21 protein-coding genes are annotated in these 23,779 nt (G+C 40.5%); 13 read left to right on the forward strand and 8 right to left on the reverse strand.

Annotated features, from left to right (window positions below):
• The first annotated feature begins 44 nt into the window (after positions 1 to 44).
• The 3 genes from AB4135_RS18925 to AB4135_RS18935 all read left to right on the forward strand — a co-directional run bounded on the left by AB4135_RS18925 (position 45) and on the right by AB4135_RS18935 (position 1,981).
• Complete coding sequence (locus AB4135_RS18925; protein WP_371994999.1) at positions 45 to 1,211, forward strand: sterol desaturase family protein; 1,167 nt, start codon at positions 45 to 47, stop codon at positions 1,209 to 1,211.
• A gap of 107 nt (positions 1,212 to 1,318) precedes the next feature.
• Positions 1,319 to 1,690 (forward strand): SIMPL domain-containing protein, encoded by a 372-nt coding sequence (locus AB4135_RS18930; protein WP_371995000.1) that lies wholly within the window; start codon positions 1,319 to 1,321, stop codon positions 1,688 to 1,690.
• A 24-nt stretch (positions 1,691 to 1,714) separates the two neighbouring features.
• The gene (locus tag AB4135_RS18935; protein WP_371995001.1) at positions 1,715 to 1,981 is read left to right on the forward strand and encodes a hypothetical protein; all 267 of its coding nucleotides are present in this window, start codon (positions 1,715 to 1,717) and stop codon (positions 1,979 to 1,981) included.
• Between the two features lie 435 nt (positions 1,982 to 2,416).
• Here the strand turns inward: AB4135_RS18935 and AB4135_RS18940 are convergent, their stop codons facing one another.
• Positions 2,417 to 3,058, reverse strand: a complete 642-nt coding sequence (locus AB4135_RS18940) for a hypothetical protein (protein ID WP_371995002.1) — start codon at positions 3,056 to 3,058, stop codon at positions 2,417 to 2,419.
• Positions 3,059 to 3,546: 488 nt separating this feature from the next.
• On the opposite strand from AB4135_RS18940, the gene AB4135_RS18945 reads away from it, so the two are divergent.
• Positions 3,547 to 5,307 carry an acyl-CoA dehydrogenase family protein gene (locus AB4135_RS18945; RefSeq protein WP_371995003.1) on the forward strand — a complete coding sequence of 587 codons (1,761 nt, stop codon included), beginning with the start codon at positions 3,547 to 3,549 and terminating at the stop codon, positions 5,305 to 5,307.
• 114 nt (positions 5,308 to 5,421) lie between these two features.
• Here AB4135_RS18945 and dacB read toward each other — a convergent pair whose 3' ends face one another.
• The gene (gene dacB, locus AB4135_RS18950; RefSeq protein ID WP_371995004.1) at positions 5,422 to 6,867 is read right to left on the reverse strand and encodes a D-alanyl-D-alanine carboxypeptidase/D-alanyl-D-alanine-endopeptidase; all 1,446 of its coding nucleotides are present in this window, start codon (positions 6,865 to 6,867) and stop codon (positions 5,422 to 5,424) included.
• A complete protein-coding gene (locus AB4135_RS18955) occupies positions 6,845 to 7,021 on the reverse strand; it encodes a hypothetical protein (RefSeq protein ID WP_371995005.1) in 177 nt (58 codons plus the stop codon). The genes dacB and AB4135_RS18955 overlap by 23 nt, the downstream gene beginning before the upstream one ends.
• A gap of 250 nt (positions 7,022 to 7,271) precedes the next feature.
• On the opposite strand from AB4135_RS18955, the gene AB4135_RS18960 reads away from it, so the two are divergent.
• From AB4135_RS18960 to AB4135_RS18975, 4 genes are all read left to right on the forward strand, one after another.
• A complete protein-coding gene (locus AB4135_RS18960) occupies positions 7,272 to 7,604 on the forward strand; it encodes a DUF1904 family protein (protein WP_371995006.1) in 333 nt (110 codons plus the stop codon).
• 10 nt (positions 7,605 to 7,614) lie between these two features.
• Positions 7,615 to 8,928, forward strand: a complete 1,314-nt coding sequence (gene pssA / locus AB4135_RS18965) for a CDP-diacylglycerol--serine O-phosphatidyltransferase (RefSeq protein ID WP_371995007.1) — start codon at positions 7,615 to 7,617, stop codon at positions 8,926 to 8,928.
• An 88-nt stretch (positions 8,929 to 9,016) separates the two neighbouring features.
• The gene (locus AB4135_RS18970) at positions 9,017 to 9,778 is read left to right on the forward strand and encodes a tRNA-uridine aminocarboxypropyltransferase (protein WP_371995008.1); all 762 of its coding nucleotides are present in this window, start codon (positions 9,017 to 9,019) and stop codon (positions 9,776 to 9,778) included.
• A gap of 101 nt (positions 9,779 to 9,879) precedes the next feature.
• Positions 9,880 to 10,149, forward strand: coding sequence for a hypothetical protein (locus AB4135_RS18975; protein ID WP_371995009.1), 270 nt, complete (start codon positions 9,880 to 9,882; stop codon positions 10,147 to 10,149).
• An 18-nt stretch (positions 10,150 to 10,167) separates the two neighbouring features.
• Here the strand turns inward: AB4135_RS18975 and AB4135_RS18980 are convergent, their stop codons facing one another.
• Complete coding sequence (locus AB4135_RS18980; protein WP_371995010.1) at positions 10,168 to 10,407, reverse strand: response regulator transcription factor; 240 nt, start codon at positions 10,405 to 10,407, stop codon at positions 10,168 to 10,170.
• 463 nt (positions 10,408 to 10,870) lie between these two features.
• Between AB4135_RS18980 and AB4135_RS18985 the strand changes: the two genes are divergently transcribed.
• The 3 genes from AB4135_RS18985 (at position 10,871) to AB4135_RS18995 (ending at position 16,819) form a co-directional block, all read left to right on the forward strand.
• On the forward strand, positions 10,871 to 11,566 hold the full coding sequence (locus AB4135_RS18985; RefSeq protein WP_371995011.1) for an RluA family pseudouridine synthase: 696 nt from the start codon (positions 10,871 to 10,873) through the stop codon (positions 11,564 to 11,566).
• Between the two features lie 288 nt (positions 11,567 to 11,854).
• Positions 11,855 to 14,434 carry a M1 family aminopeptidase gene (locus tag AB4135_RS18990; protein ID WP_371995012.1) on the forward strand — a complete coding sequence of 860 codons (2,580 nt, stop codon included), beginning with the start codon at positions 11,855 to 11,857 and terminating at the stop codon, positions 14,432 to 14,434.
• A gap of 390 nt (positions 14,435 to 14,824) precedes the next feature.
• Positions 14,825 to 16,819, forward strand: a complete 1,995-nt coding sequence (locus AB4135_RS18995; RefSeq protein ID WP_371995013.1) for a bifunctional UDP-sugar hydrolase/5'-nucleotidase — start codon at positions 14,825 to 14,827, stop codon at positions 16,817 to 16,819.
• A 122-nt stretch (positions 16,820 to 16,941) separates the two neighbouring features.
• Here the strand turns inward: AB4135_RS18995 and AB4135_RS19000 are convergent, their stop codons facing one another.
• Positions 16,942 to 17,985 carry a tyrosine-type recombinase/integrase gene (locus AB4135_RS19000; protein ID WP_371995014.1) on the reverse strand — a complete coding sequence of 348 codons (1,044 nt, stop codon included), beginning with the start codon at positions 17,983 to 17,985 and terminating at the stop codon, positions 16,942 to 16,944.
• A 408-nt stretch (positions 17,986 to 18,393) separates the two neighbouring features.
• Here AB4135_RS19000 and AB4135_RS19005 point away from each other — a divergent pair, with 408 nt between their 5' ends.
• Positions 18,394 to 18,900: a hypothetical protein gene (locus AB4135_RS19005; protein WP_371995015.1), complete on the forward strand. Its 507-nt coding sequence runs from the start codon at positions 18,394 to 18,396 to the stop codon at positions 18,898 to 18,900.
• Positions 18,901 to 19,011: 111 nt separating this feature from the next.
• On the opposite strand, the gene AB4135_RS19010 is transcribed toward AB4135_RS19005, so the two are convergent.
• Complete coding sequence (locus tag AB4135_RS19010) at positions 19,012 to 20,037, reverse strand: phosphotransferase (protein WP_371995016.1); 1,026 nt, start codon at positions 20,035 to 20,037, stop codon at positions 19,012 to 19,014.
• Positions 20,038 to 20,164: 127 nt separating this feature from the next.
• Here AB4135_RS19010 and AB4135_RS19015 point away from each other — a divergent pair, with 127 nt between their 5' ends.
• Positions 20,165 to 20,554 carry a glycine zipper family protein gene (locus AB4135_RS19015; RefSeq protein WP_371995017.1) on the forward strand — a complete coding sequence of 130 codons (390 nt, stop codon included), beginning with the start codon at positions 20,165 to 20,167 and terminating at the stop codon, positions 20,552 to 20,554.
• A 61-nt stretch (positions 20,555 to 20,615) separates the two neighbouring features.
• Here the strand turns inward: AB4135_RS19015 and AB4135_RS19020 are convergent, their stop codons facing one another.
• Both AB4135_RS19020 and AB4135_RS19025 read right to left on the reverse strand, forming a co-directional pair.
• A complete protein-coding gene (locus tag AB4135_RS19020; protein WP_371995018.1) occupies positions 20,616 to 21,113 on the reverse strand; it encodes a DUF6702 family protein in 498 nt (165 codons plus the stop codon).
• Between the two features lie 3 nt (positions 21,114 to 21,116).
• A complete protein-coding gene (locus tag AB4135_RS19025; RefSeq protein ID WP_371995019.1) occupies positions 21,117 to 23,570 on the reverse strand; it encodes a M1 family metallopeptidase in 2,454 nt (817 codons plus the stop codon).
• Positions 23,571 to 23,779: the final 209 nt, after the last annotated feature.

Here is a 23,779-nt window from a genome sequence, read left to right on the forward strand (position 1 = left end):
TATAGCAAGGAATGCACACTCTCAAAGGAGAGTGACGATAAACGATGACAACTCAATATCAATATGAAGCAAGAAAAGTCAATAAAGACCCAAGTAAAGAATTTCGTTTAGGTGAAGGTCGTATAAGTGGTTATTTATCTTTGGTTCTTGGAATATTAAACCTACTTGCGGTACTCGCTTATTTATACCCCTCCTATCTAACAACGACTGAGCTACGACAAGTGTATGATGCTGGTCAGTTACAGACAATATTAAAATACAGTATGTATTTTGCGCTGTTTTTAGGAACTGTTAGTTTTATCTCTCATCGAGCCAGAAGCCGTTATTTGGGTGTTGCCGGTAGTGTGTGTACTTTAGTCGCTTTCGCTTTGGGAGGTTATAAGGTACCCGTTGGCGCTGTAGAACCAAAAGCATTGTCGCTGGGAGTAGACTGGCTTATTTTAGCCTTTCTAGGCTCGGCTGCAGTATTTATGCTATTGGAAAAGCTATTACCTAAGTACCGCGAACAACTTATTTTACGACCGGAGTGGAATGTCGATCTGTTCTATTTTAGTTTTAACCATTTGGCAATTTCTGCCATTTTAATCTTTGCCAATAATCATGCCGAGCACTTTAGCTGGGCAGTCAGTCCACAGTTGCAGCAAACAATTCAGACGGCGCCGATTGCTTTACAAGTCGCCATCATTATTTTGTGTGCCGATTTTGTATTGTACTGGGAGCATAGGCTTTACCATGAGATCAAACTATTATGGCCAATCCATGCTGTACATCATTCAATTGAAAACTTAGATTGGTTAGCGGGTTCCAGAGGCCATTTTGTGCAAGTATTCTCGGAGCGGGCGATGGTGATGGTGCCGCTTTATCTACTTGGCGCAGATCCGACAGCACTTAATATTTATGTCACCTTTGCCGCATTACAAGCAGTCATGATCCACTGTAATACCTCACTGCCTTTTGGCCCTTTGAAGTACGTTTTTGTGACGCCGCAGTTTCACCACTGGCACCACAGTTCGGAAAAGCCTGCCATAGATACTAATTACTCGGCGCATACTGTGTTATGCGATCGAATCTTTGGTACTTATCATCTGCCTAAAAAGCACTGGCCAGCCCATTATGGCACCACGGTGAGACTGCCCAGAACGATTGTTAAGCAAACGTTATACCCCATTAGTGCCAATCTAAAACGTTGGATCCGTCATCGCTCAGACTAGCAAATCAGCAGTGTTTACCCTGGGAAATGGCTATTTTGTATGGCTAACTAGACAGAATATCTACCGCAACGTTAGAGTTTTTAAAAATAACAAAAAAGGACGTTAAGATGAAAATCATACTGATCGTATTGATAAGTTTACTGCCATTATTTGCTAAAGCTTCGCCGCTACCTGACTTTCCGTTTGTCATCGTAAATGAAAAAATTGAAAAAGAAATAAAGCCTGATATCGGCACAATCCATTTTAGTTTCATGGCTTTTAATCAAGAATCGATATTAGCAATGGAAGCGTTGAGCCGCTCAACGGCTCAAGTTTTAGCATTACTGAAAAAATATAAAATACCGCAGTCTCAATTATCGTCATCGCAGGTCTATAAATCAGCAAAACGAGCGCATAGAGAGGGTGCTTATAAATTAGAGATCTTGGGCTACACCGTTACACAGGCGTTAACGTTAGAGTTAGTGGATCTTAGCTTTTAACCTGAGCTGATGGTAGAGCTGTTAATGATTGATGGCCTCGAGGATATTCAATCGGATTTTAAATCAACCAAAGAAACCGAGTTTAAGGCTAACTTACTTGCTGAAGTGAGTGTAAAAGCAAGAAAAAAAGCCGATGCCTTGGCGAAAGGGCAGTCTAGACTGGTCAAGTCTGTTTATGGGATCACAACTCAAAATTCCTTCAGCAGTAGTTTTGATGGTTTTTCTTTAAGCAATAGAGGGTACTTATACCCGTTCTACTTGAAGATGCTCGTTTCAGAGGCATTGTGCTAGTTCAATTCTAGGCGCATTAATGTAGAAATGGTTATTCCCTTTTAAGTGAGTGCAACAACGAAGTGGGCTGGCACAAGGCCTTCTGCGATGGGTTTTAATGGGCTTTACTCGGTGTTATTGATTTTACTAAGGGAGCGACCATTAATGGCAATCAATGCCTTGATTAAAGCCCATTAAACTCCCACTGAATCCTGCATCTTCAGGTAGCACGGGTATATACAGGGCTGGCAGTACAAACAAAATGCAGATTGTAACGACCATTCCAGAGACTATTACCATCCATCAAACAATATTAGCGATATACGAACTGAAATAAAGCAGACAAATAGTGGGTATATTGTGCAGGTGGATTAGGCTTACTTATATGCTAAGTAAACCTAATCATCATTAGCGGCTAGGGATGTGCTAGCTCTGGTTTATAGCGCTGGCTTACCGTTATAGCTCGTAGCTATAGGAAATACTGAGCTTGTTATCAGTGCGGTAGTTATCTTCTGAATATGACCCCATGAGTCTGATACTGTGTTTAGGGGTAAATTTATAACTTGCTCCTGCACCTAGCCAATAACTTGAATAGTCATTTGAGCCAATTGAGCCACCCGCATAAGTAACTACCGACCACTGAGCGTCAATAGGGCGAATGGCAAAAGCACCTAAATAGGCGCCGGTACTGTTATCGTTGTCTTTCTTACCGTCAACAAAGCTAACACCAGCCATTGGAAATACCATCCATTTGCCCGTATCTACGCCCATTAATGACAATGATACATAAGTACCAAGATTATACGTCGTGCGTTCTTCATGGCCATTGAGATAAGCATTTAATATCCCTTTTTCAAATAACCATGAACCGCCCAACTGCCATTCACTCGCGTCAGCATTGATCTGTCCCCGCAGCATCCTGGTTTCATCTAACCCAATGGAACCGTTAATAGTCAGCTCGCCATCATAGCCGGCACCCATTTTTGTCATTATCCGTGTCGGGTCGTCTAGGTGTTTTTCTGTTTGGGTCTCAGCCGCATAAACTGACATAGAGCTCAGTAGTGCTGTAATAGCGATATAAGTGGGTATTAGTTTCATTGTGTTCCATTTGGATTGCCAAACCTCTGCTAATGCGCCGTGTACAAGCGATTGAAAAGTTTGTTTTGTGATTTCGACTTGTTTACCTAAAAGCGTAACTGGATGACTTTAGCGATTTGGTAATAAATGCATAGATGAAAGATTGACCGGTAAGTTCAATGCTATGTATTTGGTTATGGCTGCAGGGTAATGGTATTGCTAGAGACTAACAACTAGGGGATCTTCCAGTTACTGTCGTTATGATAGATAGAACCACTTGGAGACTTTTACGCTGCTCGTACTTGTTGCAGTGTCATCTAATCACAATGTTTTTGGATTTGAAGTGTAATAAAGGGGTTTTTATTCTTAATTTGCCCTGGAGTAAAGTCGCCATTAATTGGCCAATATTAAACCAAATAACTCATTTTTTTATCGTTAAAAGCTTTCTTTTTTTGCGTTATCTGTTAGATTTGAAACAACTGTTTTAATCTATCGTTTAAGAGTGCAATATGAATCCCTACAATGCCCCATTAGCAGAAATGCGCTTTCTACTTGAAAATGTATTTGATGCACCTAAAACTTGGTCTGAACTACCTGCGATGGCAGAGTCCGTAGATATAGATACCGCCGCAGCGATTTTAGATGAAGCAGATAAAATCAGTAGAGAACTAATCCATCCTATAAACCGCAGCGGTGATGAGCAAGGTGTTCGTCATCAAGCTGATAAGGTGATCACACCTGATGGCTATAAAGCGGTATATGACCAGTATGCTGAAGGCGGATGGGTCGGTTTGTGTGGTGACCCTGAACTTGGTGGCATGGGAATGCCAAAAATGCTCGGCGTGTTAGTCGATGAAATGGCCTACAGTGCCTGTAATGCTTTTACGCTTTATGGCTCGTTAACTGCAGGTGCAGCCTTGGCTATTCACGCGCATGGCACTGAAGCGATTAAACAGCAGTATTTGCCGATGATGTATAGCGGAGAATGGGCTGGAGCGATGGATATGACAGAGCCTCAAGCAGGTTCAGATCTGCGCAATATTCGCACTAAAGCGGTGCCAAACGAAAGCGGTAGTTACAATATCACGGGTAGTAAAATCTTTATTACCGGTGGCGATCATGATTTAACAGAAAATGTTATCCACCTAGTGTTGGCAAAACTGCCAAATACCAATGGTATCTCGCTGTTTTTGGTGCCTAAGATAAAAGTCAATGATGACAATAGTCTAGGCGAAAATAATGGCGTTACTGTGGGCTCTATTGAACACAAGATGGGCCTTAAAGGTTCTGCAACCTGTGTAATGAACTTTGATGACGCAGAAGGTTATCTCATTGGTAAGCCGAACCGCGGCTTGGTTTGCATGTTCACTATGATGAATTATGAACGACTAGCCATTGGGATCCAGGGCTTAGGCACTTCTCAAGCGGCTTATCAAATGGCCGCTGATTACGCCAAAGAGCGAGTGCAGGGTGTTGCGGCAGGAGGCTCGCCAACGGACGCGACCAGTGATCCTATCCTAGTCCATGGTGATGTCAGACGTATGTTGTTAACGGTAAGAACGTTAACTGAAGCTGGACGAGCACTCTCTGTTTATACCGGTCAACAATTAGATTTAGCTAAATATTCGGATAATGCTGAGCAGAAGGCAAAAGCCAGTCGTTATGTAGGTTTACTGACCCCCGTTTCAAAAGCATTTTTAAGCGATCGAGGCTTAGATGCAGCGATTATGGCGCAGCAAGTCTTTGGTGGCCATGGTTATATTCGTGAAACAGGTATTGAGCAACTAGTCCGTGACACTCGTATCGCTCAGATCTACGAAGGAACCAATGGCATACAAGCAATTGATTTCTTAGGTCGTAAGGTAACTGGCGACAATCTCAGCGCACTCACTGAATTTTTAGCAGAGCAAACGACCAATATTACCCAGTTCGATAACGTGTCTGCAGATGATAAAGCAGCAGTATTGCAGTTGTTTGAAAAACTAATCAATGTAGCCAATGGCGTCAATGAAGTAAAACTGACACAGCCAGCGTTAATCAATGCCTGCGCAGTGGATTTCCTCGATGCGTTCGGCTATAGCCTATACGGTTATTTTTGGCTGGCGATGACAAATGCGGCGCATGATCATGAAGACGATAATTTTAAGCAGCAAAAGAAACACCTAAGTCGCTTCTATTTTGATAAATTGTTAGCGAAAGCGGATTACCATCTATCACAAGTCGCTGCGGGTGATGCCTCTATCATGGACATTGACGAGTCTCTATTTTAAATCGAGTTTAACGAATTAAGTTAAAAAGCCAGCATTTAATTTATTTGAACGCTGGCTTTTTTGTATCGGTTAAACGAGTAACGATTAAATCAGAAGGGAACGATTGTCAAAAAATTACTGCTCGATAAGCTGTCGTAGCACGGAAACATCAAAGCTAGCTGTGGCAGTTTGCTCCTTGTCAGGGCTTACACCATTTTGTAACACAACAAAAGTCGCAGTAAGTTGACCGGCTTGCTTAATGAACCCAGCCATATTTGATACGCCTAACATCGACCCTGTCTTTGCTATAACCTTTCCTTTGAGAGTGGGGGATGTGTAGCCTCTTCGGTATCTAAGTGTACCGCTTTCTCCCGCAACAGGCAGTGAGGTTAAAATGTTTGCGTAGGCAGGTTTATCTTTAATTAATGCTAATACTTCAGCAAGCTGATTTGCACTTAGCAAGTTATAGCGGGACAAACCTGAACCATCGACTATATGAGCGCTTGTTAAGTCCACCCCTTGTTGGCTGAGAATAAGCTTCATCGCAGCGCTACCATTAGAAAATGTCCCTGGTGCACCATAAATTTGTTGCCCTAAACGCTTTAGAAGGCTGTCTGCGATTAAGTTATCTGACTTTAATAACATAGTCGCAATCAGCTCTGTTAACGGCTCAGATTGATGCTGGGCAATTGCTAGTGATTGAGAAGGGAACTGATTGCTGAGTAGAACTTGACCGCCAAGTTTAATATTACTGCGGTTAACGGATTGAGTCAGTTTATCTTGAGCGAAGCGAGCGGGATCAGTAATGGCAATGTTTAGCTTTAGAGGTTTACTCCCCGGGTAACAGCCATCTAATCTGAAATGGTTATTTTCAAGGCGAGCCAAGGTCAAATTGCAAATAGGCTGTTGCAAGTTTTTATCAAATACAGCTCTGCTTTCTATTATTACCGGTTCGCTACCAACGATCTTAACCTCCCCAGCATCATCAGCAAGCTTGGGTATAAATTGTGCTTTAAAGCAGTTTTCGTTAATGACGTAACTTGAAACTGGTGCGGAGTAACAGATCCCTAAATCATCCCAAACTCTTCCTGGTGCATGTTGTAGCTCGTACTGGTCGCCAACAAGGTAGATATTACCGGTAATAAGCGCTAGCCCCTGTTGTTGCAACTGAGCAAACAAACTCTCAATATCTAGGGATGTGAGTGTTGGGTCGCCTGAGAATACAATGTAAACGTCGCCGTCTATCCTGCCATTCTTTATCGCCGTCTTGGCAAACACTTTTGTTTGATACCTGAATTCACTACCTAGCGCTGCAGTCGCTGTAACTGCGGTTAGAAGCTTCATGGTGCTAGCAGGAATAAACAGTTTGTCAGAATTCTGCTGCTGCCTGACGCTGTTTTGATGATTACTGTAGCTAATTGCCGTAAGCGCGCTGGTGTCTGGCAATTTGAGCTTGATATCACTGGCTATAACGTTACTTGATAACGTAAGCATTACGGCCGACGTAAATATATTTCCGAGGTTCAATAGGGTTTCCTTAGCTGAAAAACGAACAGCATTAATCAGGCTTATCTGAGTCATCTTTTTCCATCAAACGATAAAGCTTTAGCGTTACAAATAACACTAAACCAAAGAAAAGCGGCAACATGAGTAACCCTAACTTTGCTTTAAAGTGAAATATAGCCCAAGCACCTAACAAAACGGCTAAAAGAGTCAATAAAGATTTTAAATTCATCATGATCTCGGTGGTATTAAGTAGGTTTAAATTGTACCAAAAGAACATTATAGATGTTGTGATCACTCAGTTAATTGCACAATTAGCAGACTAATGTTCACTACCATTAAGTATTAGTTTTGGCTAAAAAATTACCTAAACAGCAATCTAGATGCTGTTTTATGCGTACTACAGCGTTATTCAGTAGAAAATACTTGCCGAAAGCGTGTTAAATCGGTAATTTCTATGCCCTTATCTAAGAGGATTCTTGATGCCGCATATTAGAGTTTATGGAATGTCCCAAAGTGTAGTTGCCAACTTAAGCGATACACTCATTGACGTTCTAGCTGAAATTTGCCAGGTGAAGGCTGAATCATTCATTATCGATTGGATTAATAGTCAAAGCTATAGACGCGGTAAAAGCGTAAACGATATAGCTCAAATCGAAGTGTTATGGTTCGCTAAAGATCCCGAAACACGCCATCGTGCTGAAAGGGCTATTCGTGAAGCTGTTACTTGTGCTTATCCGGAGCTTAAACATACCGTCGTTATGTTTAGAGAATTAACGCCTAGCACTTATTATAAAGATGGTAAGCATTATTAAGGAGAGAGCCTTGCTGAGTCAGCTAGGTGGTATACCGTTACAATCTGAATCCCTACAGTGGTTGTTGACGCCTAAAGCGTTAAGAGCAGAACTGTTAAAGCGTATTGAAAGCGCTACCCATTCGGTTTACATCGCAGCACTTTATCTTGAAGATGATGAAGCGGGTAGGGAAGTACTCAGTGCTTTAATGGCTGCCAAGCAGCGTAACCCTAAGCTTGATATTAAAGTGTTAGTAGACTTTCACAGAGCTAGACGTGGGTTAATTGGGCACAAAGGCGACAGCGGTAACTACTTCATGTATCGCAAAGTCAACGAAGCGGCTGAGCATCAGATAGATATACTCGGCGTTCCAGTGAAATCTCGCGAGTTTATGGGTGTGCTTCACTTAAAAGGCTTCATTGTCGATGATGCTGTTATTTTTAGTGGCGCAAGTCTCAACAATATCTACCTTCATCAAAATGATAAGTATCGTTTTGACCGTTATCATGTGATTGAGTCTGCTGAACTTGCTCGTAGTATGCGCGAGATGATCTTGACGTACTTAGTCAACGATGTCGCTGTCAGTTCATTAACTCAACCCAAAGATGCAGAACGGTTACCGACTAAAGTTGAAGTCAGTAGTTTAAAGCATCGTCTGTCCAAAGCAGAGTATAAGTTTGCGTCGACTAAGATAGGCAACCGTGTTACGCCACTTGTTGGCTTGGGTCGAAAGAAAAACCTTTTAAATAAAGTTGTGGTTGCGATGGTAGAGGAGTCAGAAGATGCACTATTTATCTGCACACCTTACTTTAATCCTCCCTACATATTAGTTAGGGCTCTTGCTAAGCATTTACGCAATGGCAAACGTATTGATATCGTGGTCGGCGATAAGACCTCTAACGATTTTTATATACCGCCTGAAGAGGAGTTCTCAACCATTGGTGCATTGCCTTATATGTACGAGCAATCGCTCCGAAAATTTGCTAAACGTCAGCAATGGGCAATTGAAAATGGTCAACTCAATATTCATCTCTGGAAAGATGGTCGTAACAGTTACCATTTAAAAGGGGTGAGTGCTGATGGTAAACGCCACCTCATAACCGGCAGTAATCTTAACCCTAGAGCTTGGGCATTAGATCTCGAAAATGGATTGTTAATCCAAGATGATAATGAAAGCTGGAAGCGTCAGTTCGAAGAGGAGCAAGCGCATATACTTGAACATACAGAAAGGCTGTACCATTATTCTCAAATCGAAACTTTGCATAACTATCCTGCACCGGTTCGAAAAATAATGAAGCGTATTAAACGTCTAAAAGCAGACTTTCTATTAAGACGTATACTGTAAGCAAGATGCATTAATACTGATAAAAGCCTACCTGTGAGTAGGCTTTTTCTTTATCAGTCTCTACTGAAACCGGATAAATATCTAATACATGACTCTAGCAAAACATGCCATTCATCGTTTATATGAATACCGTAAAGCCATCTCTTCTAAGCCGTTCACCGCTAGAGGAAAAAACGTTGTGCGCTGTCAATCTTGTCTACTAGCAGAACAATTTTGTACTTGTTGCAACCGCATGCAAGTTAATAGTGAATTGGCATTTATGCTAATCATGTATGACGATGAAGTGCTAAAGCCCAGTAATAGTGGCCGTCTAATTGCCGATATCATACCGGATACCCATGCGTTCATTTGGTCGAGAAACGAACCCAATAGAAAAATGTTGTCGATAATTAACGATCCTAAATATCAAGCATTTGTGATCTTTCCGGAAGAGTATGCGGTTGAGAACCAACGGGTAGTTAGCCAGATTGATAAAACGGACTTGTTGAGTGACAAAATACCATTACTTATTGTACTGGATGGCAGCTGGCGAGAAGCAATAAAGATGTTTCGCAAGAGCAGCTACCTACATCAGTTACCTTTACTGTCTTTTACACCAGAGTCGACGGCGAGTTATGCGTTAAGAAAAGGCGCTAGAGAGTTTCAACTTGGCACTGCAGAGGTGGCCGCCCTTGCATTAAGTGCCGCAGGAGAGCCGGCAAATAGCCGGGTATTAGAAGCTTGGTTTGAGCTGTTTGTGGAGTCCTCTTTGCACGGAAGGAGCCGTAATCGGCGTGATGGTGCAATACTGAATGAACTTCACAACCGATTTAAAGATGCACATATGCGCTCATTAGCGGCAGATAAGTAGTTGCTACGTCCAGCTTAAATCACTTTAGCTAATATCAAAACATTGAATTTATTGTGTTTTACGATATGCTTTAACTTAGAACAGCAAATTGGGCGGCGACTATGGCGAAATGTAGCACAACAGGGGGCAAACCGATCGCCAAGATCCATGCATCATTCAACCTTGCTATTTTATTATTTGTCGTAGTGTTGAGTATGCTTTACTCAAGTGCTTTCACCCTTTTTAATCACCACCTTGTTGATGCTAAAGAAGGGCAATTCATTATCGCTAAAAGTCGTTACAGTGCTGGTTTAGTGTGTAGAGAAAGAGGATGGGAGTTCTGTGCTACTTGGGCAAATACAACTCGGATCCCAGGTAGTCGCATCGCTTAATGACTCTAGATTGATAGACTACAGTTCAGCACTTTTCCCCATTAAAAATGCAAGTTCGGCTACATTGTTAACTTGCATTTTTTGCATCACTTTCTGACGATGCAACTCCAGGGTTCTTTGCGCCACATTGAGTTCCGCCGCAATCACTTTATTTAGCTTGCCTTGTAGTACTTTTTCCATGACTTCCATTTCCCTAGGCGTCAGTGTAGCGAGCTTTTTATCTAACATCTCTTGAACCACATACCGTTGTAGCATCATTATTAAGTAGCTCAAAATATTCTAGGGAGCATGATCGTTTATTTGCTGATGTTAAGCAATATTCAGATTTTGACGATACCATTGCAAGTATTGGTTTTAGAATAGACTTCTAAAGTACTGGAAATAAATTACCCCATAGAAGGCGCAGGGAAGCGCATTCGACCAATTCATTTATCATCTGATGTGTTTTCTCCATACTTGCCAATGAATATTCTAAGTCGTTTTATACACATATTTGCTTGCTTATGCATTTTTGTTAGAAAAATCTCGGGATTACATTTTTAATACTGACTTTTTATGCGAAATTGTGACTGGTCGTCCTATTGCGTTAATACTAACGCTGTTAGGGGCAATATGGGTCATAGCAATGACGACTTACCAGTTAAACTATTACTTCTGTCGTTGAATCGCAAAGCATGCTGTATGATTGCTGCAAACTCAGTTGTTAGATGTGGTTTCAAAAATGCCGACAGTGGTTGATGATTTTATAGCACCTCCTTGTTTTGAAGAGATAACCATTCTTTATCAAGATGAACACTTACTACTGATCAACAAACCTTCTGGTTTATTATCCTTATCAGGCAAAAACCCAGCAAACCTTGATTCAGTTCATTACCGTTTAGTAAAAGATTTTCCGGGTTGCTCTTTAGTACACCGATTGGACTTTGGTACATCAGGCATAATGGTCATCGCGCTGAATAAACAGATTAATGCGCTACTGTGTCGGCAATTTAGTGAGCGCAGCGTGCTTAAGCGCTATACGGCTTTACTACTTGGGGAGTTACGTGAAACTACAGGAATTATAAGTGCCGCTATTGCCAAAGATAAACCTAATTTTCCATTGATGAAGTTATGTGAGCAAGAAGGTAAGGCCGCTCGCTCTGTTTACAATGTTCTGGCTATAGAGGGCTTTCAAGCAGACAGCTCAAACAAAGCGGTTACGGTTACCCGAGTAGAGTTAACCCCCAAAACAGGAAGAACCCATCAACTTAGGATCCACAGCCAATATATTGGTCACCCCATTATAGGCTGTGATCTATATGGTTCCTCTTATTCGCACCAGCTAGCACCGCGATTAATGTTACATGCTACCCGTCTAGAGTTCGACCATCCGATTACAGGCGTAAAAGTGCTTGGTTTTAGTCCATGCCCTTTTTGACAGGTATTATTGCCTTTTGGCATTAATCGCACCTCATTTAACCTTTATTGAATAACTTTATACTACTCCCTTAGTGCTAGTCATGAATTGTTACAACATGCTTTAACTCACCGCATGTTGTTGCTCACGTTGCTGTTAAATATTTGTTATCTTACTTGGGTAAAGCGTCCCCGCGGGTAAAAGTGTTAAACATTTTTACGCGAGTATCGCTACTCTCTTTGGCAAAAATCGATGCAGACAAACGCATGGAAGCTCGATTTAGCGCAAAACAAGAAAATAGGAATTTACATGTATAGAGTCGTCACGGCCTCTTTGGTCACACTTTCTTGTGTAACTAGCTTTAATACTCATTCTAACGAATACGTATTAAGTAAAGTTGCCGAGCCTATCACGCAGTCGGTGAAGCTTAATCTAGACCCACAAAAAGATAATTTCTCAGGTAGCACCTCAATAGAACTTATTGTTAAAGAGCCCACACAGCAACTGCAGTTAAACGGCTTAGAATATACTGCCAGCAATATCTTGTTAGCGGGTAGCAAAGACTGCCAAATGGCAGCAACTATGCAAGACACTGGCATAGTGTTATTTGATTGTAAGCATGTCATTGAACCTGGTAAATACCAGCTTTCTATGGATTTTACCGCACCCTATAATAGGCAGTCTGTTGGTCTTTATAAGACAATTGATGGTGGTCAGCCATATCTATTTACTCAGTTTGAAATGAGTGATGCGCGCCGTGCGTTTCCAAGTTTTGATGAACCAGGCTATAAAATTCCTTATCAAGTGACCATTACAGCGCCGAGCACTGAAAAAGTTTATAGCAATACCCCAGAGCTATCCGTTGAAGAAAAGAATGGTTTAACCACTCATGTATTTAAACAAACTAAACCTTTGTCGTCTTACCTCATAGCGTTTGCAATTGGACAATTTGAAGAGATAGAAGTTAAAGGCATGAAGGTCCCTGGTAGAGTGATTACGACTAAGGGTAAAATTGAGTTAGCGCAATACGCCGCTAAGAAGATGCCTGAAGTGTTGTCGGCGCTAGAGGACTACTTTGGTGTTGATTACCCTTATGAAAAACTAGATACCGTCGCAGTGCCTGAGTTTCCGTTCGGTGCGATGGAAAATGCCGGCTTAGTTACCTACAGAGAAGATATTCTGTTAGTCGATGAAAAAAATGCCAGTCAAAACAGTAAAGAACGCGCAGTATCGATAATTGCTCATGAGCTAGCACACCAATGGTATGGCAACTTAGTTACCATGCAGTGGTGGAATGATCTTTGGTTAAACGAAGCATTCGCCAGCTGGATGGCAGCAAAAATTACCCATCAAATTCACCCAGAGTTTGAATCTGACCTTTCTCTTTCGAAAAACTATGTGATGGCGATGGATGCAAGGGTTTCAACAAAGCCTATTCGTAAGCCTATTAAAACTGAAGCGGACATCATGGACGGTTTAGGCTTAGCTTATAGCAAAGGTGAAGCCGTGCTTGATATGGTTGAAAACTATATCGGCGAAAAAGAGTTTAAGGCTGGTATACGTCAGTACATTAAAGATCATGCTTTTAAGAATACTGAGGCGGACGATTTATGGAATGCACTTTCTAAGTCTTCAGGTAAGGATGTCGGTGCGGTATTAGGTACATTCATTGAGCAATCTTCTTATCCTTTAATTAAAGTAGGCGTTAAAGACAATAAGCTAACATTAACACAAAGCCGATTTGTAACTGCTGGAACTGAAGCAAAAGATCAAACATGGACAGTGCCGGTTTCTATCAAGTATGGTAAAGGTGACAAGGTTGAACATAAAACGGTTTTGCTAACGAAAGAAAGCCAGACTGTAGCGCTTGCCTTTGCACCTGATTGGATTTACCCAGATTCTGATGCCATGGGTTACTATCGCTGGCTATTGGAAGAGGCACAGATGCAATCTCTACTCGCCAATGCTAAAACACAGTTAACCCCAAGAGAGCGTAAAGCATTAATCTCATCTGCTGATGCATTACTTGATGCTGGTTTTGTTTCTGGTGGCGAACTACTTAATATCCTCGGTGAGTTCATTGACGATCAACATCCAGAAATAGTTTCAACTGCTTTAGGCTACCTTCAGTCCCAAAAGCGTACATTTATTGATGAAAGCAACAAAGCACAGTGGGCAAACTTTATCTCTAAGCGAGCCAGTAGTGCGATTGAGAAATATGGCGTACAAGCAAAAGCCAATGAAAAAACTGCAATTAGCAAACTTCGTCCTACTCTGATCAACTTATTGGCATTTGAAGCTAAAGACCAAGATATTATTGCAACAGCGACTAAGCAAGCTAAGGCCTATATTGCAGGAAACAATCAAGTTGATCCTTATCTTATCGGTACTTATCTTACTGTCGCAGTATATTACGGTGATGAGCAGTTGCTAAACCTTGTTAAGAGTGAGTTTGAGAAGACTAAAGATCCACAAAAACGTACTCGTTTAATGAATGCTTTAGGTTATGCTCCTACAGAAAAGCTCCAAGATGATATGCTCGCTTACTCATTGACAGATAAGATCAATGCTCCAGATTTGAGATATGTTTTGTCTGGACAATCTTATACTGAAGCGCGTCGATTACGCTTTAGAAATTGGGTTTATGCTAATTACTCAACGATAAAAGAAAAGCTGCCTCCATTTGCGGTTGCAAATATACCTTATTATACGGGGTCTGGTTGTGAGTTAAGCTCACTGGAAACGACCGATAAGTTTTTTGCACCTAAATTAAAGGCAAACCCAGAATTTAAGCGAACACTTGCCAAGTTAGATGAGAGCGTTCGCAACTGCGTAAGTCTAAAGCAACGTGAACAAGCAAGTGTTGCTCGTTACCTAAAGCAATTCTAAAATAAAACGCTTCGAAAAAAGCCAGCTAAAATGCTGGTTTTTTTTATAACATTTATAACACTATATGGAATTAGTAGTATTTTTATTGCTCACAAATAAGTAACTAATCCAGGCGTACTTTAAAACAATATTTCAACAGGAGTACGATTTTTCACATTTCAAAGTATCTGGTTAATCGACTAAATAAATCAACTACTGCTGCAGTGAGTTTCCATATTTCTAAAGTTATTCTACTGTTAGCTCTTTATACTTATTGTTGATATAAAATCTTTAGCAACTGTAACTAAGCTGTTGTATATGTTGGTTTTACAATGCGTTAACCACAGTGGTTTCTCTATATGACTTCTGCTATTTTGTCGGCGGGTCCTATATAAAAGAAGAAAACAAACAATGAAACTACAAAAAACACTCGTAGCAGTAGCCTTACTAGCGGCGCTTTCTGCCTGTTCAAATGATGATGACAACAATCAGACTGACGATGGATTCAATCTAACGATTGCACACATCAATGACACCCATTCAAATTTCGATCCGGTAAAATCTAGCTTTACCATGGGCAAAGATGGCGAGGTTGTCTTCAATGAATTCGGCGGTTACCCGAGACTACTTGAAGCTGCTAATGAGATTAAAGAAGATACTAGCCAACCATTGCTGTTTTTACATGGTGGCGATGCTTGGCAAGGTACCGCATATTTTAAACTGAATGAAGGAACTGCTAACGCCGATCTACTATCGCAAATGGGATTGGACGCAATGGCGCTAGGCAATCATGAATTTGATTTAGACACCACGAAACTTGCAGACTTTATCGATAGTGTTAACTTTCCAGTACTGGCCAACAACATGGATGCTGGATTAGACTCTGCACTGAGTGGCTCTGATAACCTCAAACCTTTCCAACTTTTTGCATTTGATGGTGTTACCAAACGTAAAATTAGTGAAGTGACTGACGCAAAAGAAAATGAGCAAATTGTTGCTGTTATCGGTGTCGTACTTGAAGACATGCCTACTATTGCTACTGGTACGGGTGATGTTAAGTTTGAAAATGAAATAGCGTTTACTCAGGTCACTATTGACGCACTAAAAGCACAGGGCGTAAATAAAATTGTTGTGCTTTCTCACATTGGCAATGCGCGTGATATCACGTTAGCAGAAGGTACGACTGGAATCGACGTTATTGTTGGCGGCCATTCTCATACATTATTAGGCGATTTTACTGACTTAGGTCATGGTGATAATGGTGTATATGCTCAACTGGTAAAACAAAAAGATGAAGTAGGGCAAACATGTATTGTTCAAGCGGGACAATACGCACAGGCTATTGGCAAGGTTGATGTAAAGTTCGACAGTAATGGTAAGCTTTTGTCTTGCGCTGGTCAAAATACGTTGCTGACTAATGAAGAGTTTTACAAAGACGGCAAACGTGAAGAAAGCGATCTGCTTACTGGCGCCGATCATGAAAAAGTCGAAGGCTTCATTGATGAAACTGCACTTATCGATAATGTCGACGAAAATGATGAAATGCGCGTACATATTGATGCGACTTATAAACCTGCGCTAGAAGAAGCTTATGGTGAGGTTGTTGCAAATGCTCCGAAAGAGATAAACCATGAGCGCCGCCCTGGTGATGGCGGAACAGATATTCACGGTTCTGATGTAGCACCATTAATCGCTGAAGGCATGGTCTATTGGGCAAACCAGAGTAATGTAAATTCAGTGATTGGTAAAAAAGTACAGATTGGTTTGGTTGGCGCTGGTGGTGTACGAACTGACATCTCATCTGGCGAGTTTAGGGAAGGACATGCAAGTCTTGAGTTGCTACCATTTTCAAACTACCTATCGGTGCTAACGATCAATGGTGAGGTGCTGATTAAACTACTAACTTCGACAATTGAAGCGACTCTGCCCGTTGGTAGTCATGCCGGTAAATTCCCTTATGTAGGTGGCATGCGCTATACCTTTACCGAAGAGGTCAAAAATACCAGTGGTAATATCAGTTCAATTGATATTAATACCGGAACCGAGATTGAACCGCATTGGGAAGCGATTAACAGTACGACTGACTATGTTGTAATCGTAAACAATTATAATGCAAGCGGTAACGACGGTTGGAATGCATTGGGTGACGCTCAACTTCAGGCAACTGATCGTGTCGATCTAGTTAAAACAGCGACAGGTTATAAAGCTTATAAAGTTGACCACTTAACTTATAATTCAACTGAAAATACCTATAGCGTTGTATACGCAGATAGTGCACCAAGTTGTGATGATAATGGCACTGATATCTGTAATACGGATGCGCTTTCCTTCATAGATTATGCTGAAGAAAAGGTTGTTTTAGAACCGCTATCTTTTGAATCTACAACAGTAGTTTATAAAGACTAAATACGTTTATATAATAACTTTATAGTTTAATAAATAGTAAAAGGGCACTCTAAAAGAGTGCCTTTTTTTATTTAAAGTAACAACAGCTTTGCGATTAAAAAGTACTAAAAATAAATAGTGCTCTAATCATTAGGTTTTAAATAATGATTCAACGATCTTGGGTCCGTATGGCCTGTACGCCCCATAATGTAAAGGTGATCTTTATTATTTTCATGTAGTTGCGTTACACAACCGCTCCTCAAACTATGAGCTCCATAGAACATTGGATCTAAATCCGCTTTATTACAGTAGCGTTTTATTAACTGATAAATATCATCACCGCGTAAAAAACCTTTGCCTGAGTGAGCATCTATTACTTGGTAATCTCTGATATATTTTCCATCTCGACTTAATGATCTAAATAAGTGACCTTCCTTTATTTTTGCAGCATCAAGCCATTCTTTTACCGGTTCATAAGCTGAAAATGTTTCATCTTTTGGGAGCACTTTCCACTCTCTTTGACCTTGTTGATTGCTTTTAGAGTAAGGGAGTCTGACTTTAAGTTTGTCCCTAAAAAAACTTAAATGGTTTACTTTTATATTCGCTAATTCCGAACGCCTAAATCCACCTTGAAACCCTAATAGGATAATGGCTTTGTCACGTTTTTTAGTCAAAGTCTGACTTTGACTTTCAATAGCTTGAATTAGTAATTCAAGTTCATCATACATGATCGGTTGTTGGTCATAGTCTGAAACTATTCGATTGTGATTACGCGTAAGTCCACGCATCACTCGGATAACCAAAGGGTGTTCAGTTGGCGAGGTTATACCAGATTGAATATGATAAAAACGTATCGCGGCTAATCGACTATTGATTGTTTGAGTCGATAGCTGGTGGCCACTTCTTGCTTGATAAAAATCTTTTTGATGACCGATAAATGAAATAACCGTTCTGGGATCGGCAGGGTTTGCGCTTAGCCCATGGGTTTCACAATAAGCTTTAAAAATGCCAAAGCTTGAACGATAAACCCGTCGAGTGTTGTCAGAAATTTCGTAACGAGTTTCTTTGGCTGCACTTTCAAAGTCATTAAGTATTGATATAGGAAGTTCTGCTTCTTGGTAAAAGCCATTGTCACTGTTTGTGCTCTCTACCTTATTGGAAATGGGGTTAATATGCCTGCGACTCATTTCCTAGATTTCCTCAATCGATATCGTTCATTTATGAATTTAGGGTAAATATAAGCAAGATAGTTTATCCATTTATAACGATATCTACCAGTGATAATCGTCATTATCACTGGTAGAGGTTAAGTTATAAACAAATTCGAACAAAACGACTAGGTTTAGGTGGAGTAATCAACATTGTGAGCTAGCGGCAAAAAATTTTGCCCTCGAAGAAGCTATTTTATATTAAGGTGTTATTTTGCGAAGTTAAGGTCACTGTACTTCTATGCAGACTAACCCAACCATTAATATGGTTATACCATTTTTATGTCGTCTAAAAGAATCACTGCAAACACTTGTTTATCTATGGGTTATTCAATATCATCTCTATATTAATGGTGATACCATACTTTAAAAATAGTGGCTAAGCTGATGGATAATACGAAGCAAGAGTGGCAATACCATAGTAATAAACCGACAAAGGGGCGTAAGCTGTTACTGCTTCAAAGAGATGAAATCGTTATTGCGTTCCCGCTGATCTTTAGACTTATACCCAGAGACCAAATTTTAAAGAGAGTAGAATGGTTTGAAAGTGGTGCGGAGTCAGAAACAAAATTTTTGAAAGTATCAGAGTTACTTTCATTAGTGACTCGAAAGAGAAAGCAAAATTCGGATCCAAGGGTAGAGTTAGAACAGCTCAATTTATGTTTAAACCAAATGTTTAGCGACTATGGCTGGCGCATGGTCAGGAAGGAGTTAGCACAAGTTAAAAAGCGCAAAAAGAAATCACACATAGAATTAAGTAATGATCTCATTCATAGGCTCAAAGCCTTTATGTCGATAAAACAACTAGACAGTTTTGATCAAGCGTTAGATTTTTTGCTGAGCGAGTGTGAGTCATTACAGATTGATGCCAGCAAAGAGGGCGAAACAACTTAAGTTAAACCTGTAGAGAAACATCCTTTAACTATCTTTTTGTATTGTAGCCTCTAGATAGTTAAAGAATACGTACTTTGGTTTGCGGAATAATTTTGTTGTAAAACGGTCAGCTTAACCACTATGGATTTTGTTAAGTGCAGCCATTGTTCGGCTTTGGCTAAAGTTGGTGCGCTTGGTATGTGTCGGCGCCCAACCTGCAAGAAATCGTTCAAAGTCAGCCCATGCTATATCTATTAATTCACGCCATTCATATTCAATATCTTTGAAACTATGTTTGTTGTTTAATGTTAAGAGTGTTGCATTTAATTCCTTAAAATAAACGTCGATTAAGTCGTCGAAATTCTGCTCTAGACTTGTTTCATCTAGACAACTACCCAGCAAATAAATAACGTCTTTCATGCCGCATCCGCCACCTACATATTGAAAATCAACCGCTGCTACTTCTGATAAATCATCAGAAAAACAGAAGTTTGCAATTTTGGCATCACCATGGACCAAAGTCTTAAACCGACAGTTATTAAGCTTCGCATCGAGTAGAGCTGCTGAACGTTTAAGGTCACTTTCCTCCATCGCGTCATACTCAGTAAGACGAGTATCTAAATACCAGTAAGTGCCAATCGGCCATAGATTTTTCGGCCAATCCTCAGAAACTTTAGACTGCAAATTAAGTGCATGAAATCTCGCCAGCCATTGTAGACAAGTACCTGCAACGTTAACCGATGCATTTGAAAGTCTTATTGGGTAACCCTCTGCATCTAAATCTGACATAACGATTATTTTAGAATTTGGGGATGCATTATCGAGGTTTTCCTGGGCAATAAACTTGGGAACTGCACAAGTCGGTTTAATATTATTTGCCCAATATTGATAAAACTCCGCCTCAACATTATAGGAGGTTAGCTTTCGTTGATGTGCTAGAGCTCCATTCCAGCCGCGTGGGTGTTGTTGGTTAGCCGGCGGTGAGATATGTTTTACAATAAAGCGACCGAAATAGCGATTCGATTTATCTGTATTTTCATAGCGGCCAATTTCACCATAACCTGACCAAAGTGATTGGATTATTTCAATTTTTTCAAACTGAGTTGTTGCCAAAAGCGTAGACAATCTTTCTTCGAGTTTTACTGCATTTTGTGTCAATTTAACAACCTAATCTAAACCTTTGTACCATAATTGATAATACTGGTACTTTTACGGGTGTGATGTGTTTTTGCATTCTGTTAGCGTACTTGTCAATTATTGAATTAGAACAGCTAAGGTGCACTCAATGAATAAAAGCATGCTCATGGTTATTTTACTACTGGTTTCATCAAATGTTACGGCAAATATTATTGTAGATAAAACAGGAGTAGATGAGAAAGATTATATCTATGATCTGCACCAATGCACTGAATTATCGACCCAAGTTCAAAAAACGGATAGCAGTAGTAGCGCGCTAGGTAGCGCTGCAAAAGGAGCAGCAATTGGTTCAGCGGGAAAAGCAATCGCCGGTGGTTCCGGAACTGACGGTGCCAAACAAGGTGCAGCGATAGGGCTTGGGCTTGGAGTGCTGTCTAACGGTAGAAGTCGACGCAATGATGCTGCAAAATTTGAAGCTGAACAGCAACAAGTGGTTAAAAACTGTATGGTAAATCGTGGTTATGTCGTGCTGAATTAGTTTGATTTTCTGCAAGTTTACAAAAGGGCTAACACTTTTTAAGAGTTAGCCCTTTTGTATGTTACTCAGCTAATGATACATTAAGCCATTGATCGCTATCGTTGAATAGTAAAGACTGTAGCTCACCTTTGCCTTCAATATTGACTAAATTTAACTGAGATGGCCAAAGTTCTTGTAGGGCTCCGTTTGAAATGGAAAGTTCAGTGACTTGCTTTGGTATTGCCGTTTCTTGGTAGATCCAAATGTACTTGCCATCAAGCTCTAATCCAACAAACTTAAGTGGTAGCTGTTTTGAATCATTAATCTCAATTGCAAATTGAGTCTGTACATATTCCGCAAAGCTATTCTGGGTTGCTTTACTACTTAAAATATCTGCACTGGGATCAAAAAGATCTCTTACCGCATGCTCGGCATCATGTAGATAAAACTTGTGCATCACCTCTATATTATCGACTCTATGATTAAAACTAACGGTAGTGGTAGCCATCTTCTGCTGGTGTGCACAGACTGCAGTCGAGATTAACCCCATGAAAATAAGTATGATTATTTTTACCTTCATCGCTTATCCAGCCTTTCCGGAATTAGACTCTTCATCTTCTTCAGTTTTAAGTTCTGTTTTAATATCCTGCATAATATCGCGTTTAACTTTTGCCTTACTTTTCTCTTTTTTATAGGCTTCAATTCTTGATGGAATAATCCTGCGTGGGAAGTAGTTGTTGTTTATATCAACATCCGCTGTTTGCCAACTAGGATCGATTTCAACTTCTCTTAGGACTTTGTCTGATACGATGAGTTTATTAACTGACTTCGGACTTCTACGCCAGATCTCTGCAGGAATGTTTAGCTGTTCGACACTGCCATCTTCATAGGTTAATTGCAGCAAAATAGGCATCACTAGTCCACCTAAGTTAGAGAATTCAAGTACGTAATAATTTTTATCTTCTTTAATTGCTCTTTGTATTACATCACGTTCCCAAGGTTCTAACTTCTTAATAAACTTGTTGTATTTATTCCGCTCTTTGTTGGTAACTGTATATTCATCGTTAGATTCATAAAAATCAGTCACATCTGGGTTTAGATCTATCCAGCTTTTAAGCCCTTGCTCTTTGTTTCTTTCTATCGCGATAGGAGTCGGTTTATCTTGCTCCATCTGGCGTTCACGAGCAAAATCGATATCAGGATTCTTAGTATTCATTCTAAGCTTGTAGACTTTGTCGATTGAGATATCAACATGATCCGTGCTGTAAAACCAGCCTCTCCAAAACCAATCCAGATCGACACCAGATGCTTCTTCCATGGTTCTAAAAAAGTCAGATGGAGTAGGGCGTTTATACTTCCAGCGATTGGCATACTCTTTAAATGCGAAATCAAACAGCTCTCGTCCAAGTACAACTTCCCTTAAAATGTCTAATGCCACAGCGGGTTTGGTGTAAGCATTTGGACCGAGCTTTAATACACTATCAGACTGAGTCATTACCGGAACTTGCACTGTTGATTTCATATATTCAACGATGTCGCGCGGCTCTCTAGCCCAATGAGATTCGGTTTCCCATTCTCTTTTTGCTACCGAGTCTAAAAAGCTATTTAGCCCTTCGTCCATCCATGTCCACTGCCTTTCATCTGAGTTTACGATCATCGGAAAGTAAATATGGCCAATTTCATGGATAACGACACCTATTAGAAAACGCTTTTCCGACAATGTATAGGTTCGGCTACCATCTTCTTGTAATTCGGTGCGAGGACCGTTGAAGGTGATCATTGGATATTCCATTCCGCCAACGGGTCCGTTAATAGATTGAGCGGTTGGATATGGGTAATCAAAAGAATACTTTGAGTACACCTCCATGGTATGGATGATAGATTCTGTTGAGTATTTCTTCCAAAGATCACCACCTTCCTTTGGATAAAAAGACATCGCCATGACTAAAGGCCTTTCAGCAGATTGCTGTTGGTAACCTTTAGCATCCCACATGAATTTTCTAGAGGAAGCCCATGCAAAATCACGGACATTTTCAGCTTCAAAATGCCAGGTTTTGGTACTATTCGTTGCCGCTAACTCATTCTCTAAAGCTTCAGCTTCGGTCACAATGAAAACCGGCCTTTTGCTGGTTTTGGATTTTTCAAAACGTTTGCGCTGGGTTTTATTTAATACTGAACTCGCATTGGTTAATTCACCAGTAGCCGCAACAATATGGTCGGCTGGTACTGTTATTTCAACATCGTAATCACCGAACTCCAAGGTGAATTCACCGCTGCCTAAGAAAGCTTTATTTGTCCAAGCTTCATAATCGGTATATGCATGTAATCTAGGAAACCATTGTGCAAGTTGAAATATGTCATTGCCGCCGTCACGCTTATCGTCAGGGAAGTGCTCGTAACCACTGCGACCGCCGACTGCTTTTTGATCGGTAATATTAAAAGCATAATTGAGTTCAAATTCTACTTCTTTACCGGGTTTTAGTGGTTCAAGAAGATCAATTCTCATATTCGTGCCAACTATTGTGACACGAAGAGGAGTGCCATCAACTGTCACGTCACCTATTTGATATCCGACTTCATTGTCAGCTAAAAACTGTTGACCACGTAATGTTTTTAAACTGATTTTAGTCGGTTTACCATTAACACTACTAGCCAGTTCAGATGGACTTGAGAAAGTACGTGTTCGAGTAGCGATAGAGTCCGCTTTATAGTAGTTCTGATCAAGTTGTAGCCAAAGGTACTTTAGCGTGTCAGGAGAGTTGTTGGTGTAAGTGACGGTTTGTTCAGCTTCAAGGCGCCTTTTGTCTTCATTCAGCGAGGCCTTAATTTGATAATCGACTTGTTGCTGCCAGTACTGATTCCCAGGTTCGCCCGCTGCATTGCGATATACGTTTGGCGTCGGTAGGTCTACATCTAGCTGGCGAAACTTATCTTCAAAATCACCCTTAGATTGTTTTATCGCTGAGGCTTGTACTGGCAAAGCTAAACCAGCTATTACTGCGCACAGTAATATTGATGAATTGTTGTTCTTATTCACTGGATACATCTCTTATTATTGCAAAGACATTGCGTCATTGCTTATTTTAATTAGGTAGTTTTATAAAATTATACAATAGACTCGATACACTAAGTTAACCTTGTTACTACAAGGTTTTTCGAGTGAATGGTTTTAGGATCTAGCGCTACAATGGCTTTCAAAAGGAAATTTGTTGCGACGCTCGTATTGATACCAGCATATTATTTCGC

The sequence above is a fragment of the Shewanella sp. 10N.286.54.B9 genome, assembly GCF_041468565.1.
GTDB lineage: Bacteria > Pseudomonadota > Gammaproteobacteria > Enterobacterales > Shewanellaceae > Shewanella.